This window comes from Curtobacterium flaccumfaciens, from assembly GCF_018598405.1.
Classification (GTDB): Bacteria; Actinomycetota; Actinomycetes; order Actinomycetales; family Microbacteriaceae; genus Curtobacterium; species Curtobacterium aurantiacum.
In genome coordinates, this window is the sequence record NZ_JAHEWS010000021.1 from 23145 (window position 1) to 37648 (window position 14504).

At 72.6% G+C, this 14504-nt stretch carries 14 protein-coding genes; 3 read left to right on the top strand and 11 right to left on the bottom strand.

The annotated features are described in order from the left end of the window. Positions 1–18: 18 nt before the first annotated feature. From KK097_RS13160 to KK097_RS13175, 4 genes are all read right to left on the bottom strand, one after another. The gene (locus tag KK097_RS13160; RefSeq protein WP_214545125.1) at positions 19–1134 is read right to left on the bottom strand and encodes a heparan-alpha-glucosaminide N-acetyltransferase domain-containing protein; all 1116 of its coding nucleotides are present in this window, start codon (positions 1132–1134) and stop codon (positions 19–21) included. A gap of 5 nt (positions 1135–1139) precedes the next feature. Beyond that, the gene (locus KK097_RS13165) at positions 1140–2513 is read right to left on the bottom strand and encodes an FAD-dependent oxidoreductase (protein ID WP_214545126.1); all 1374 of its coding nucleotides are present in this window, start codon (positions 2511–2513) and stop codon (positions 1140–1142) included. Positions 2514–2596: 83 nt separating this feature from the next. Further along, positions 2597–3673, bottom strand: a complete 1077-nt coding sequence (locus KK097_RS13170; RefSeq protein ID WP_110893078.1) for a polyprenyl synthetase family protein — start codon at positions 3671–3673, stop codon at positions 2597–2599. A gap of 31 nt (positions 3674–3704) precedes the next feature. Continuing rightward, positions 3705–4496, bottom strand: a complete 792-nt coding sequence (locus KK097_RS13175; protein ID WP_017888622.1) for a demethylmenaquinone methyltransferase — start codon at positions 4494–4496, stop codon at positions 3705–3707. 140 nt (positions 4497–4636) lie between these two features. On the opposite strand from KK097_RS13175, the gene KK097_RS13180 reads away from it, so the two are divergent. Next, on the top strand, positions 4637–5896 hold the full coding sequence (locus tag KK097_RS13180; RefSeq protein ID WP_214545127.1) for an isochorismate synthase: 1260 nt from the start codon (positions 4637–4639) through the stop codon (positions 5894–5896). Between the two features lie 47 nt (positions 5897–5943). On the opposite strand, the gene menD is transcribed toward KK097_RS13180, so the two are convergent. Further along, a complete protein-coding gene (gene menD, locus KK097_RS13185; protein WP_439647654.1) occupies positions 5944–7653 on the bottom strand; it encodes a 2-succinyl-5-enolpyruvyl-6-hydroxy-3-cyclohexene-1-carboxylic-acid synthase in 1710 nt (569 codons plus the stop codon). An 88-nt stretch (positions 7654–7741) separates the two neighbouring features. Next, on the bottom strand, positions 7742–8101 hold the full coding sequence (locus KK097_RS13190) for a PLDc N-terminal domain-containing protein (protein ID WP_214529575.1): 360 nt from the start codon (positions 8099–8101) through the stop codon (positions 7742–7744). Positions 8102–8165: 64 nt separating this feature from the next. Here KK097_RS13190 and KK097_RS13195 point away from each other — a divergent pair, with 64 nt between their 5' ends. Continuing rightward, entirely contained in the window at positions 8166–8501 is a 336-nt protein-coding gene (locus tag KK097_RS13195) for a DUF4229 domain-containing protein (protein WP_214545128.1), read from the top strand. 15 nt (positions 8502–8516) lie between these two features. On the opposite strand, the gene KK097_RS13200 is transcribed toward KK097_RS13195, so the two are convergent. Genes KK097_RS13200 through KK097_RS13215 form a run of 4 tightly spaced genes read right to left on the bottom strand, consistent with a single transcriptional unit; the run spans position 8517 to position 12162 of the window. Continuing rightward, on the bottom strand, positions 8517–9518 hold the full coding sequence (locus KK097_RS13200) for a 1,4-dihydroxy-2-naphthoate polyprenyltransferase (RefSeq protein ID WP_214545129.1): 1002 nt from the start codon (positions 9516–9518) through the stop codon (positions 8517–8519). A gap of 40 nt (positions 9519–9558) precedes the next feature. Beyond that, positions 9559–10695, bottom strand: a complete 1137-nt coding sequence (locus tag KK097_RS13205) for an AMP-binding protein (protein WP_214545130.1) — start codon at positions 10693–10695, stop codon at positions 9559–9561. Further along, positions 10695–11624 (bottom strand): 1,4-dihydroxy-2-naphthoyl-CoA synthase, encoded by a 930-nt coding sequence (locus KK097_RS13210; protein WP_214545131.1) that lies wholly within the window; start codon positions 11622–11624, stop codon positions 10695–10697. The genes KK097_RS13205 and KK097_RS13210 overlap by 1 nt, the downstream gene beginning before the upstream one ends. A gap of 31 nt (positions 11625–11655) precedes the next feature. Continuing rightward, positions 11656–12162, bottom strand: coding sequence for a hypothetical protein (locus KK097_RS13215; protein WP_214529582.1), 507 nt, complete (start codon positions 12160–12162; stop codon positions 11656–11658). 119 nt (positions 12163–12281) lie between these two features. Between KK097_RS13215 and KK097_RS13220 the strand changes: the two genes are divergently transcribed. Beyond that, the gene (locus KK097_RS13220) at positions 12282–13277 is read left to right on the top strand and encodes an o-succinylbenzoate synthase (protein WP_214545132.1); all 996 of its coding nucleotides are present in this window, start codon (positions 12282–12284) and stop codon (positions 13275–13277) included. A 205-nt stretch (positions 13278–13482) separates the two neighbouring features. Here KK097_RS13220 and ccsB read toward each other — a convergent pair whose 3' ends face one another. After that, a complete protein-coding gene (gene ccsB, locus KK097_RS13225; RefSeq protein WP_214529675.1) occupies positions 13483–14502 on the bottom strand; it encodes a c-type cytochrome biogenesis protein CcsB in 1020 nt (339 codons plus the stop codon). Between the last annotated feature and the right edge of the window lie 2 nt (positions 14503–14504).

Here is a 14504-nt window from a genome sequence, read left to right on the forward strand (position 1 = left end):
CGGGTCCGCCGTGTGCGCTCAGCGCATCGGGACGAGGGACGCCAGTGCCCCGACCACCCGCTCGAGCGGGCCGCGGCCGAGGAACCGGCGCCAGAGCATCGCGAAGAGGACGGACCCGAGCGCGAACCACTCCCAGGCCTCCGCGGAGTCCGGGTACACCGGCAGCAGCGCGATCACCACGAGGTGCCCGGAGTACACCGTCAGCGGCATCGACCCCACCGCCGCCAGCGGGAAGGCGATCCGTTCCAGCAGGCGGCCCCGGCCGTCGAACACGAGCAGGCAGAGGGCGATGACCGCGACCGCCACCCCGGCGGTCCCCACGACGTCCACGACGGACGACGAGTGGTCGCGTGGCGACAGGAACAGCTGTGCGAGCGCTCCGGAGGGCGTCGAGCCCGCTCCGGCGAACGGCACGCCGGGGAACGCCAGGTCGACGTCGTCCGGCAGCGGGGCGACGACGGCACCGACGACGTACGCCGTGGCGGCGACCAGTGCGCCGGACACGAGGAGCGCGACCTGCCCGCCACGATCCTCCAGGCCGGCCCGGGCGACCGCGAGCCCGACCAGGACGTACGCCAGGAACGTGACCACGGGGTAGACCAGGCCGAGCTGGACGCCGACCATGCCGGCGTCCGAGTACGCCGGAGCGATCGCGAGCGCGGCGAGCGGCGACAGCACCGCACAGACAGCGGCGATGCCGAGCAGTGCCGCCGGTGGGAGACGCAGCACCGGGACCACCAGCAGGAACAGCACCCCGTACGTCGGCAGGATCACGTACACGGGGGTGTCGAGCGCGATGAGCGCGAAGCCGATGACGACGACGACCACCGCGCGGATCGCGAGCCGGGCACGGATGCGTCCGATGGTCGGCGGGCCCGGCGGGTCCGTGCGACCGCTCGTCAGTCCGATCGAGACCCCGGCGAGCACCGCGAACAGCGTCGACGGACGCCCGTGGGCGATGGCCGACCAGGTCGCCGGGTCGGTCCAGTCGAGCTGGTCCGCGATGCCGCCGATGTGTGCGGCCATCATGCCGAGCAGCGCGACCGACCGTGCGACGTCCACTCCGAGCAGCCGGGCCCCGGAAGCGGACGCGCCCCGCACCGCGGTGGGCGGGACGGGGCGCGTGTCGGTCATGGTCGTCAGTTCGTCGGGGCGTCGACGCGACCGAGCGAGACGTCGATCATCTCGTCGCGCGGCACGACCTTGACGCGCTCGCGCCCGTCCACCGCGCCGAGCGCCTGCTCGTGGGTGTCGAGGTGGTGCCAGCCCTCGAGGTCGGTGTACTCGACACCGCGCTCGCGGAGCAGGGCCGGGATCGCCTCGTCGGAGGGGGCCTCCGGCGTCCACCAGCTCGCCTGGTCGTTGACGATGTGCTGCACGGTCTCCATCGCGTCGGACTTGGTGTGTCCGATGAGGCCGACCGGTCCACGCTTGATCCAGCCGGTGGCGTACACACCGGGGATCTGCTGGTTGTCGTCGTCGAGGACCTGGCCCTCGTGGTTCGGGATCACGCCGTGCCGCTCGTCGAACGGCAGACCGGGCAGCGGCGAACCGAAGTACCCGACCGCGCGGTAGGCGGCCTGGATCGGGATCTCGCGGATCTCGCCGGTGCCCTCGACGCCGCCCTCGCCGTTCGGGCGCGTGCGCTCGTACCGGATGGCGGTCAGCTTGCCCTGCTCGTCGCCGACGAACTCGATCGGCTTCGCGTAGAAGTGCAGGTGCAGGCGGCGGCTGGCCTGTCCGACCTCACGCGTGCGCCACTGCTCGAGGACACGGTTGATCACCATGACCTGCTTGTTCGTCGCGATCGCGGTCTTCGACGCCTCGTCGTGGTCGAAGTCCTCGTCGTAGACCACCATGTCGACGTCACGGACCTCGCCCAACTCGCGGAGCTCGAGCGGCGTGAACTTCACCTGCGCGGGGCCGCGGCGGCCGAAGACGTGCACGTCGGTGACGGGCGACGCCTTGAGGCCCTCGTAGACGTTCGCCGGGATCTCGGTCGGCAGCAGGTCGTCGGCGTGCTTCGCGAGGATGCGCGAGACGTCGAGGGCGACGTTGCCGACGCCGATCACCGCGACGCTCTCGGCGTTCAGCGGCCAGGTGCGCGGGACGTCGGGGTGGCCGTCGAACCAGCTCACGAACTCGGCTGCGCCGTACGAGCCGTCGAGGTCGATGCCGGGGATGTCCAGGTCGGCGTCCTTGATCGCACCGGTCGAGAAGACGACCGCGTTGTAGTGCTTCTTCAGGTCGTCGAGTGTGATGTCCTCGCCGTAGCGGACGTTGCCGAACAGCCGGACGACGCCGCGGTCGAGGACGTCGCGCAGGGCGTTGATGATGCCCTTGATGCGGGGGTGATCGGGGGCGACGCCGTACCGGACCAGGCCGTACGGCGCGGGGAGCTGTTCGAACAGGTCGATCGACACGTCGTAGCCGTGGGCCTCGCGCAGCAGGATGTCCGCGGCGTAGATGCCGGCGGGGCCGGCGCCGACGATGGCGAGTCGGAGGGTGGGCACTGATCGTCTCCAGTTCGTTCGGGTGGGGGTTCCCGGGGCCTCCTGACCGGGTCGCCGTGGCGGCCCGTGCCGGGAGGGGGTGTTCAGCGGCTTCGGTCGACGACGGAGTCGGCGAAGCGGGTGAGTGCCCGTTTCACCGTGCCGTCGGGCAGCGGGGCGAGTGCGTCCACGGCTTCGCGGGCCCAGGCGACGGCGACCGCACGGGTCGCGGCGGTGGCCTCGTGCTCGCGGAGTGCGGCGACGGCCGACTGGTACGGCGCGGAGTCGACCACGTCGTCGGGCGCACCGTTCACGTCGCGCTCGATGCGTTCGACGAGGTGCTGCGCGGACGGGTCGGTCGCGGCCATCCGTCGGAGTTGCAGGACGGGCAGGGTGTCGACGCCGGCACGCAGGTCGTTGCCGGCGATCTTGCCGGTCTTGTCCGTCGCCGGGGCGAGGTCGATGACGTCGTCGACGAGCTGGAAGGCCACGCCGACCTTCTCGCCGAACGTGCCCACCGCGTCGAGGTACGCGCGGTCGGCTCCGGAGAACATCACGCCGGCGCGGGCGGCGGTGGCGATGAGGGAGCCCGTCTTGTCGCTGAGCACCTGGATGTAGTGCTCGAGCGGGTCGTCGTCGGGCTGCGGGCCGGTGGTCTCGTGCAGCTGCCCCATGCAGAGGCGCTGGAAGGTCTCGGCCTGCATCCGGATGCCCTCGGTGCCGAGGTCGGCGGTGATCAGGCTGGCGCGGGCGAACAGCAGGTCGCCGGTCAGGATCGCCACGTTGTTGCCGTAGGTGATCTGCGCGGCCGGGACCCCGCGACGGACGGGCGCTTCGTCCATGACGTCGTCGTGGTACAGCGATGCCAGGTGCGTGGTCTCGATGCTCACCGCGGCCTTGACCACGGCGTCGGTCACACCGTCGCCGAGCTGCGCGATGAGGAGCGTGAGGGTCGGGCGGATGCGCTTGCCGCCTGCCGACAGCAGGTACCGGCTGGTGGTGTCGGCGAGGGTGTCGGTGGACCGCATGGCGTCCTCGAGCCCCTGCTCGACGAGCTCGAGCCCGTCGTCGACAGCGGAGATGAAGCGTCGGTCGGCGGGCGTGGCGAACAACCGCTCGCCGATGCCCAGCGACGCGCGCAGGCTCGGCGCGCGACGTGCGACCGGGACGCTCGGATTCAAGTGCTGCTCCGTCTTCGGGGGTGGTGACCGGTCAGTCGGCGGCCGGGTCGACGCGCGGCTGCTCGCCGGTGTTCTGGTGGTCACGGCGAGCCTTCGCACGCCGTGCCGCGGACTCGCGCACCGTGTCGGCGACGGGCTTGCGGCCACGGTGCAGTGCGACGATACCGGCCGTCAGGTTGCGGTAGGCGACCACCGAGAACCCGACACCGCGCAGCCACTGGGTCAGCACCTGCTGGTCCGGCCAGGCGTCGATCGACTCGGCGAGGTAGCGGTAGGCGGCCGGGTTGCTGCTCGAGAGCCGCGCGATGCCCGGGAGCACGCGCTTCAGGTAGGTGCCGTAGCCGAAGCGCAGCAGGGCGCGGGGCGGCGTCGAGAACTCACAGATGACGACACGACCGCCGGGCTTCAGGACACGCAGCATCTCGGCGAGCGCCTGCTTCGGGTCGTTCACGTTGCGCAGCCCGAAGGAGATCGTGACCGCGTCGAACGTGTCGTCGTCGAACGGGAGCTGCTCGGCGTCCCCCTCGACGAAGGTGATCTCGGGGTGGCGTTCGCGACCGACGGCGATCATGCCCGCGGACAGGTCGAGCGCGGTGACCTCGGCGCCCTTCTTGGCGAAGGCCGCCGCGCTGGTCCCGGTGCCCGCGGCGATGTCGAGGACCTTCTCGCCGGGCTGCGGGTCGACCGCACGCACGGTCGCGACGCGCCACAGCGGGGCGTTGCCCGCCGAGAGGATGTCGTTCGTGAGGTCGTACTTGGCCGCGACGTCGTCGAACATCGCCGCCACCTCGTCCGGGCGCTTGTTCAGGTCCGCTCTGCTCACGCGCTCAATCCTAGAGGTCCCGACCGAGCGTTCACCGGACTCGCAGCCACCCGGGCGGTGCGCGACGGGTGCGGGCAGCCGCTCCGGGCGGACACCGGGGGCGCGCGGCCCGTCCACCGACCGCGCGTAGCATCGGAGCCGTGACCCGAACCACCACGGCGGCGCCCCCGCTGACGGTCTCGACCCGGATCCTCGACGACCCGGGCGCCGTCCTCCGCCACACCCTCCGCGACCGTCCCCTCGCCTTCGTCCGGAACGGCGACGGCATCGTCGGCATCGGTGAGGCGCTCCGGTTCACGTTCACCGGCCCGGACCGGATGCGCGACGCGGCAGCGGTCTGGCGCAGCGTCGTCGAGACCGCCACCGTCGACGACCCGGTGCAGTTGAGAGGCTCGGGGCTCGTCGCGTTCGGCTCGTTCGCGTTCGCCGACGACTCCGCCGACGAGAGCGTGCTCATCGTGCCGCGCGTGGTCCTCGGTCGTCGCCGGGGCAAGGCGTGGCTGACCGCGATCGACACCACGGCCGGCGCGGAACCCCTGGCGTTCACGCGGACCTCGGTCCCGGTCCCCCACGTCGGCCCGCACGTGTCCGTCGCCCTGCGCCCCGGTCGCATCGACGAGGACACCTACGCCGCCAACGTGTCCGAGGCCGTCCGCCGCATCGTGGCCGGGGGCGCCCAGAAGGTGGTGCTCGCCCGCGACCTCGTCGGCACGCTCCCGTCGGGAGCCGATCGACGAGCGGTCCTGCTCGACCTCGCCGCCGCCTACCCGCAGTGCGTGACCTTCGCGGTCGACGGGCTGGTCGGTGCCACCCCGGAGACCCTCGCCCGCACCGACGGCACCCGGTTGACCGCCCGGGTGCTCGCCGGCAGTGCAGCCCGGGGCGCCGACGAGGTGTCCGACCGTGCCGCCGCCGAGGCCCTGGCCACCAGCGCCAAGGACGTCGAGGAGCACGCGTTCGCGATCGACAGCCTGCTCGCTGCGCTCGCCCCGCTCGCGACGGACCTGCGCGCCGACGCCGAACCGTTCCGGCTGCAGCTGCCGAACCTGTGGCACCTGGCCACGGACGTGCAGGCCACCCTGCCGCTCGACACCACCTCGCTCGACGTCGCCGACGCCCTGCACCCGACGGCCGCGGTCGCCGGCACCCCCACGGACGTCGCGGTGCGGCTGGTCGCCGAACTCGAGGGCGTCGACCGTGGTCGGTACGCCGGGCCGGTCGGCTGGATGAGCGCGACGGGCGACGGCGAGTGGATGCTCGCACTCCGCAGCGCACGCATCGACGACGACGGCACCGTGCGGGCCTGGGCGGGCGCCGGGATCGTCGCCGGGTCGGAGCCGGCTCGCGAGGTCGCCGAGACGGCCCTGAAGTTCCGCCCGATCACGGACGCGCTGGCCTGACGCGAGGCCGCGCCCGCCTCACGCGAGGCCGCGCCGTCCGACGCGTGTCAGTCGGCCAGCGGCACCTCGATGACGACCCGCTCGGCCGGGTCCGTGAGCACCCGTTCGAGGTCACCCCACGTCGCCGCCCGTCGGTACTCCCACCCGAGCCCGGTGACGACCCGTTCGAGGTCCACGTGCTGCGGGGTCGACATCATCCGTCGCATGTCCGCGTCCGGGGTGGTCTTCGCGACCTCGAGCCCACGGAAGATCGCCCCGCCGTGGTCGTTGCCGACGACGACCTGCACCCGGTGGGTGCGCTCCTCGGTGCCGGTGACGAACGCGCCGAGGTCGTGCAGCAGCGTCAGGTCGCCGAGGAGCACCCGCGTGGTGCCGACCGAGGCCGACGACTGCTCGAGCGCCGCGGCGATGCCGAGCGCGGTCGAGACGGTGCCGTCGATGCCGGCGAGCCCGCGGTTCGCGTGCACCCGGATCTTCTTGCCGAGCACCCGGGCGTCGGCTTCACGGATGAGCTGCGAGGCCCCGAGCACCAGGCGGTCGTGCGGCCACGTCACGCCCCACACGGCGTCGGCGAGCATGGCCCGGTCGACGGGGCGGCGACGGAGCGCGACCTCGTCACGGAGGAACCTGTTGCGCTCGGCGCGGTCGGCGGAGCGCTTCGCGTCGAGGTCCGGGCCGGCGTCGCCGTCCCCCAGGACGTGCCGGCTCGCACCGACCCAGCGGCCCACCCACGCGCGGTGTTCCGGGCGGGTGCGGCCCGTCACGCGGACGTCGGACACGAAGGTGGTCAACGATTCGCTGGGCCCACGCCGCCGGTTCCCGGGCGACGCGCCAGCGGCGTCCGGGCCGTGCCGGTGGGGAGAGGCGCGGGCCGGGTCGAAGGGGTCGGCCGCCGGTCCGCGGACGACGATCGTCTCGACCCCGTCGCGCTGCAGGAGCGTGGGGACCTCTCTGCTGAGGGTCGGGTGGCCGAGCACGACGACCCGGCGGACGGCGCCGCCGTGGTCCGGGTCGCGCAGGAGTTCCCGGTAGGCCACGACGAGGTTGCGCCCGAAGCGTGCACCGCTCGAGACCTCGGCGAGGAGCGGTGCCCCGAGTTCCCAGGCGATCCGTTCGGCGTCCTCGCCCGCGTCGTGCCCGGCGATGACGACCGTGCCCGGCTCGTCGTCCGGGGTGAGTTCGGCGACCGGCAGCCCGGTGTGCGCCCGGCGGGTGGCGAACGCGAGGTCGATCTCGTCGTCGGGGACGGGTGTGACGTGCTCATCGGCGAGCCCGGCGGACAGCGGCTCGCGGAACGCGACGTTGAGCTGTGCCGGACCCGGCTGCCCCGTGTGGCCGGCAGCGGCGGCGACCGTCTGTCGGGCGAGGGTGCGCAGGGTGTCACGGACCGAGGCGTCGACACCGTGGGCCGACGGGGCCTCGACGTCGCGGACGAAGGCGACGGCCTGGCCGAAGATCCCGGGCTGCACCGTGGTCTGGTTGCTGCCGATGCCGCGGAGTTCGTCCGGCCGGTCAGCGCTGAGCACGATCATCGGCACGCCGGAGTGGTGTGCCTCGAGCACGGCGGGGTGCAGGTTCGCCACCGCGGTGCCCGACGTCGTCACCACCGCGGCCGGTCGGTGCGTCTCGACCGCGAGCCCGAGGGCGAAGAACCCGGCCGTCCGCTCGTCGAGCCGGACGTGCACGGTGAGCCCGCCGGCACGCTCGAGGGCGACCGCGGCGAGGGCGAGGGCCTGTGACCGGGAACCGGGGCTCACCACGACGTCCGTGACGCCGGCGCGGACGAGTTCCTGCAGGAGCGCGAGCGCGGTGTCGGTCGCCGGGCTGCCGGAACCGACGGAGCCGTCAGCGATCGGTGCGGCCGTCGTCGTCTCGGTCGTGGAACTGGTCTTCGAGGTCTCGGAGGGTCGCGTCGTCCTGGTCCTTGTCCGTGAGGGTGTCGCCCGGCTCCGGCGTGGTGCCGAGGAAGTCCGGGTCGTCTTCGGGTCCACGGTACCGGGCGGACGGACCGGGGCCGGCAGCCGGGGTACGACCGAGCAGGAACCAGAGGACCCCGCCGAGGACGGGCAGGACGATCACGAGCAGGAGCCACACGCCGCGGCGCAGGGATCGGACACGCTGACGCGGCATCGTCCCGCAGTCGATGGCCGCGTACACCGTGAAGGCGACGGCGGCCACGGCGACGATCAACCACAAGCGGACCATGCGGTGAAGTCTAGGTCGCGACCCTGTGATGCCCCTGCCGGTCGACCCTCCGTAGACTCACCGTGTGAAAGCGTGGCTCCTGTACACCCTGGCTCGGCTCGGCATCTTCGCGGTGGCGCTCGTGCTCCTCCTGCTCCTGACGCCGCTGAAGTGGTACTGGGCGACGATCATCGCCGCCCTGGTGGGGCTGCTCATCTCGTACATCGCACTGTCCGGACTACGCACGCAGGTCGCCCTGAGCCTGGCGAACCGCCGTGGCGCCCCGGAGCGCGACGCCGACTCGGACTTCGAGGACGACTTCGTCGACGCCGCGGACTCCGATGCCTCCGCCGCCCCGGTCGTCCGCCCCGTGTCCGATGCCGACCGGCACGAGGCCCGTCGGGACACCGAGGCCGACTGACCTGACCGAGCGCTCCTACGGCTGGACGGCCAGGGTGATCCCGAGCACCACGCCGAACGCCAACGAGGCGAACGACGAGAGCTGCAGCGCCGTGATGAGCTCGCGGGGCTTGCGCGACGACACCCCGATCGCGAGCGCCGGCAGTGCCAGCAGCAGCGAGAAGTACGTGAAGCCGGTCCGGAAGTAGAGCAGCACGAACCAGAGCAGCACGACGTACGGCAGCATCAGGAACAGGCCGTAGAGCACGCGGGCCACGGGGCGTCCGACGACCACCGCGAGCGTGCGCTTGCCCGCCAGCTGGTCCTCGTCGATGTCGCGGATGTTGTTCACAATCAGCACCGCGCAGGCGAAGAACCCGGCGGCGACCGCGGCGGCCCAGCCACTGACCGTGACCTCGCGGATCTGCACGAACTGCGTGCCGAGCACGGCGACCAGGCCGAAGAACACGAAGACGAAGACCTCGCCGAGGGCGTTGTACCCGTAGGGCTTCTTGCCGCCGGTGTAGAACCAGGCGGCGACGATGGCCGCAGCCCCGACGAGCAGCAGCCACCACAGCTGGGTGAGCAGCACGATGACCAGGCCCGCGACCGCCGCCAGGCCGAAGAACGTCAGGGCGACGGTGAGCACGGTCCGGGGCTTGGCCAGGCCGGCTCCGGTGAGTCGTGCCGGGCCGACGCGGTACTGGTCGGTGCCGCGGACGCCGTCGGAGTAGTCGTTGCTGTAGTTCACGCCGATCTGCAGGAACAGCGCGACGGCCAGGGCGAGCAGCGCGACGGCGAGGTGGCCGTCCTTCGCCAGGTAGTCACCGAAGTCGCCGGGCTCACCGCTGTCGACGAACGCGACGGCGGTGCCCAGCACCACCGGGACGACGCCCAGGGTCAGGGTGCGCAGACGTGCGCCACCGATCCAGTCGCGCGCGGTCGCCTTCCGCTTGGTGCGGGCGGGGGCAGCGGCCTTCGCCGGGTTGCCGGACCGGCCCTGCTTCTGCGTCGAGTTCTTCGTTCGTGCCACGAGCACCGATCTTATTGCCGACGCGGGGTGCGACGGCTCGCAGCTCCTACCGACCGCCGTCGGCGAGCGCCTGCACGGCCCGACGGTCGGGTTTGCCCGACGCCAGCATCGGGATCCGGTCCACCACGACCACGTCCGCCGGGCGGGCAGCACGGCCGAGGGCTGCTCCGACGCTGGCGCGCACGACGTCGAGGTCGAGCGGCCGCTCGGTGACGACGATCGGGACCTCACCCCACTCCCCCGCGGCACGACGTGTGACGACGGCGCCCTCGTGCCCGGGCAGACCACGGACGAGCCGTTCGACGGCGCCGAGCTGGACCTTCTCGCCGCCGGAGATCACGACGTCGTCGAGGCGTCCGAGCACGCGGACCACGCCGTCGGACAGGGACGCCGTGTCCCCGGTCCGGTACCAGCGCAGCCCGTCCCGTTCGACGAAGGCCGACGCCGTGCGGGTGTCGTCGTCCAGGTACCCCTCGGCGAGCATCGGTCCGGCCAGGTGCAGTTCGCCGTCGACCAGCGCCGTGCGCACCGTGCCGAACGGGACGCCGTCGTACACGCATCCGCCGCTCGTCTCGCTCGCGCCGTACGTCGTCACGATCCGGACGCCGGCGTCGAGCGCGCGCTGCCGGAGCGGGGTCGGCGTCGCCTGTCCGCCGACGAGGACCGCGTCGAACCGGGCGAGCGCCCGGGTGGCGTCCGGGTCGTCGAGCACCCGCGCGAGCTGGACCGGCACCAGCGAGGTGTAGCGACGCGGGGCCGCCGGACCGGTGACGAGCCGGTCGGCCGCCTCGGTGAACGCGGCGGCCGTGAAGTGCCCGGGGGGCACCACGACCGGGTCGGTGCCCGCGGTGATCGAGCGGGTCAGGACGTTGAGGCCGGCGATGTAGTGCGTCGGCAGCGCGAGCACCCAGCGCCCGGGCCCACCGAGCGCCGCGTCCGCCGCGGCGGCACCGGCGAGCAGTGCCTCCGACGAGAGCGCCACGCGCTTGCCGGTCCCGGTGGACCCGCTCGTCTCGACCACCAGGGCGACCGCCTGACGGACCTCGGCCGGGGGCGGAGCCGGCAGCGCCGGGGCCCCCTCGGCGACGGGGAGCAGGGCGGGGCCGCCGGCGAGCGCCGCCTCCAGGGAGCGCAGCACGGCCATCGGGTCCGACGTGCCGGTCGCGGCCAGCGGACGGGGCATCAGTAGTGCCAGGGGAACGCGGTCCACTCCGGGGCGCGCTTCTCGAGGAACGAGTCGCGACCCTCGACCGCCTCGTCGGTACCGTACGCCAGCCGCGTCGCCTCGCCGGCGAACACCTGCTGGCCGACCATGCCGTCGTCCACGGCGTTGAACGCGTACTTGAGCATCCGGATCGCCGTCGGGGACTTGCCGAGCACGATCTCACCCCAGCGGATCGCCTCGCGCTCGAGGTCCTCGTGGGGCACGACGGCGTTCACGGCACCCATCTCGTACGCGCGCTGTGCCGAGTACTCCTGCGCGAGGAAGAAGACCTCGCGCGCGAACTTCTGACCGATCTGCTCGGCGTAGTAGGCGCTGCCGTAGCCGCCGTCGAACGAACCGACGTCGGCGTCGGTCTGCTTGAACTTGCCGTGCTCAGCGCTCGCGATGGTGAGGTCGCAGATGGCGTGCAGCGAGTGTCCGCCGCCGGCCGCCCACCCGGGGACGACCGCGATGACGACCTTCGGCATCATCCGGATGAGGCGCTGGACCTCGAGGATGTGCAGCCGCCCCATCGACGCCTGCGCGGCCGAGGGGTCGACACCCTCCGGCGGTGCGCCCTCGTCACCGACGTACTGGTAGCCGCTGCGCCCGCGGATGCGCTGGTCCCCGCCGGAACAGAACGCCCAGCCGCCGTCCTTCGGGCTCGGGCCGTTACCGGTCAGCAGGACGACGCCGACACGGGGGTCCTGACGGGCGTCGTCGAGGGCGCGGTAGAGCTCGTCGACCGTGCGCGGACGGAAGGCGTTCCGGACCTCGGGACGGTCGAAGGCGACCCGGACGATGCCCTTCGAGACGTGCTTGTGGTAAGTGATGTCCGTGAACTGCTCCGCGATCGGAGCCGTGGTCCAGACGTCGGGGTCGAACAGGTCGGAGACGGGAGCAGCCATGCTCCCAACGTACCGCCGGACCTGGGCCCGGTCAGGCGCCCATGTCGGTCAGGATCTCCGGCGCGACGAACACCATGATCACGATGAGGATGACCGGGTTCGCGAAGAACGCCAGGACGACCCCGACGGCGCCGTACCAGCGGCCGAACGAGCCGACGGCCGCGACGAATCCGAGCACGGCGGCGATGAGCGTCAGGAACACGACGACGAAGCAGATGCCGAACGCGAAGTTCGTGTCACCGCCCATGAACACGGCGAAGGCGCTGGCGTCCACCGCGGCGGACACCACTGCGAGGCCGAGGGCGATCTTGCCGACGACGGGGTTGCGGCGCTTCTTGGCGCCGGTCTGCCGCACGTCGACGGTGTTGCGCTGCATGAGCCGGGCGAAGTCGTCGCCGTCGCGGGCCGGAGCGGCGGCCGAGCGCGCGACCGCGGGTCGTCCGGCACCGGGTGCCGCAGGCTGTCCGGCACGCGCCGGGTCGGACGGGCGCTGCGATGCACGCTGCTGTGCTGCGCGCTGCCGCGGATCCACCGCCACCGAGCCTCCCTCGTTCCGGGTCGTTCCCCTCGCCGACCGGAGCCGACCGATGCATGCTAATGCCCTGCCCTGGCGGTCCCCTCCGAGGAACCGGCGGGCCCCCTGGGCGCGGTGGCAGGATGGCGGACGTGCTCCCCGACCTCGCCGATCTCCTCGCCGACGCGCACGTCGTGGCCCTGCCGATGCGGGTGCGGTTCCGCGGCATCACCACGCGCGAGGCCGTCGTGCTCCGCGGCCCGTCCGGCTGGACCGAGTTCTCGCCCTTCGTCGAGTACGACGACACCGAGGCCGCCGCCTGGCTGCGGGCGACCGTCGACTTCGGATGGACGGACCACGAGCCCGCCGCCGAGTCCGTGCCGGTCAACGCCACCGTCCCGGCGATCGCCGCCGAGGACGTCGCCGACCTGCTCGCCCGGTACCCCGGCTGCACCACGGCCAAGGTCAAGGTCGCCGAACCCGGCACGACCGTCGACGACGACGTCGCCCGGGTCGCCGCCGTCCGCCGGGTCATGGGACCAGAGGCCGCCGTGCGGGTCGACGCCAACGGCCTGTGGAGCGTCGAGCAGGCCGCCGTGGCGCTCGAGCGGCTCGCGGCGTTCGACCTGCAGTACGCGGAACAGCCGTGCGCGACGGTGCCCGAGCTCGCCGAGCTGCGATCGCGGATCACCGGGCTCGGCGTCCGGGTCGCCGCGGACGAGAGCGTCCGGAAGGCGAGCGACCCCCTCGCCGTCGCCCGTGCCGGCGCCGCGGACGTGCTGGTCGTGAAGGCGCAGCCGCTCGGGGGGATCACGGCGGCGCGCGCCGTCATCGCCGACGCCGGGCTGCCGTGCGTCGTCTCCAGTGCGCTCGACACCTCGGTCGGGCTCGGGATGGGGGCGTTCCTCGCCGCCGCGGCGATGACACCGGGCTACGCGGCGGGGCTCGGGACGGCCGCGATGTTCGCCGGGGACGTCACCGTGGAACCGCTGCTGCCGGTCGGCGGTCGGGTGCCGGTGCGCCGGGTCGACGTCGCGCCGGAGCTGGTGGAGCGGTACGCCGCGTCGCCGGAGCGCACGGCGTGGTGGCGTGAGCGGGTGGCCCGTGTGCACGCCGTGCTCGCCGGGCTCGCCGCCTAGGCCCGGTCGCACGACGCCGTCGTTCCCCTTCGACGCCGCCGAGTCATCGAGACGCCACCGAAATCGGCGGTGTCTCGCCAACACGACGGCGTCTTCCTGGTCCTGCACGCGACCGAACGACGGACGGGAGGCACGGTGCCAGCTGGCACCGTGCCTCCCGTCCGGTCGTGGTCGCGACCAGGGCCGCCTCAGCGACCCACGTGCATCACAGACCCGAGTAGCTGTGCAGGCCCTTGAAGAAGACGTTCACGACCGAGAAGTTGAACATCACCGCGGCGAAGCCGATGAGGGCCAGCCAGGACGAGCGCGCGCCGCGCCAGCCACGGGTCGCCCGGGCGTGGATGTAGCCCGCGTAGACGACCCAGATGATGAAGGTCCAGACCTCCTTCGTGTCCCACCCCCAGTAACGGCCCCAGGCGCGCTCTGCCCAGATCGCACCGGCGATGAGGGTGAAGGTCCAGAGGACGAAGCCGACGAGCAGGACGCGGTAGGTCAGGACCTCGAGCCGGTCGGCGTCGGGCAGCGTCGCCATGAAGCGGAGCTTGCTCGAGGCCGTGCGGCCCTGGCGGTACGTCTGCACGAGCTGCGCCACCGCGAGGCCCGCGCCGAGGGCGAAGAACCCGGTGCCGGCGATCGCCACGAAGACGTGGATGACGAGCCAGTACGACTGCAGGGCGGGCTGCAGCGGGACGACGGGGACCCAGTAGTTCACCGTCGCGATGCCGAGCAGGATGATCGTCAGGCCCGTGATGAAGACGCCGAGGAACTTCAGGTTCTGCCAGAACTGCACGAGCAGGAAGATCAGGGTGATCAGCGCCGTGCCGGTCAGCGAGAACTCGAACATGTTGCCCCACGGCACACGGTCGGCCGCGATGCCGCGGAGCACCACCGAGGCGACGTGCAGGACGAGCGCGAGGATGGTCATCGCCATGCCGACGCGCTCGAACTTCGTGCCGCGGCCGGCGGAGCCGCCCGACGGCGGTGCGGCGACCTGCTCGAGCACGACGGTGCCACCACGCACGGTCGCGACCGTCTTCGCTCCGCGCGCGGATGCAGCGCTGGACGCGTCGGCCGAGCCGTCGTCGGCGCCGGCGTTCTTCGCCGCGGCCGTGACCTCGCCGGAGCGTTTGGCCATGTCGAGGGCGAACGAGATGAACGCGATCACGTACACCGCCATCGCGGAGTACGTCAGCACGACCGAGTAGGTCGCGAGGTTCGTGGTCATGT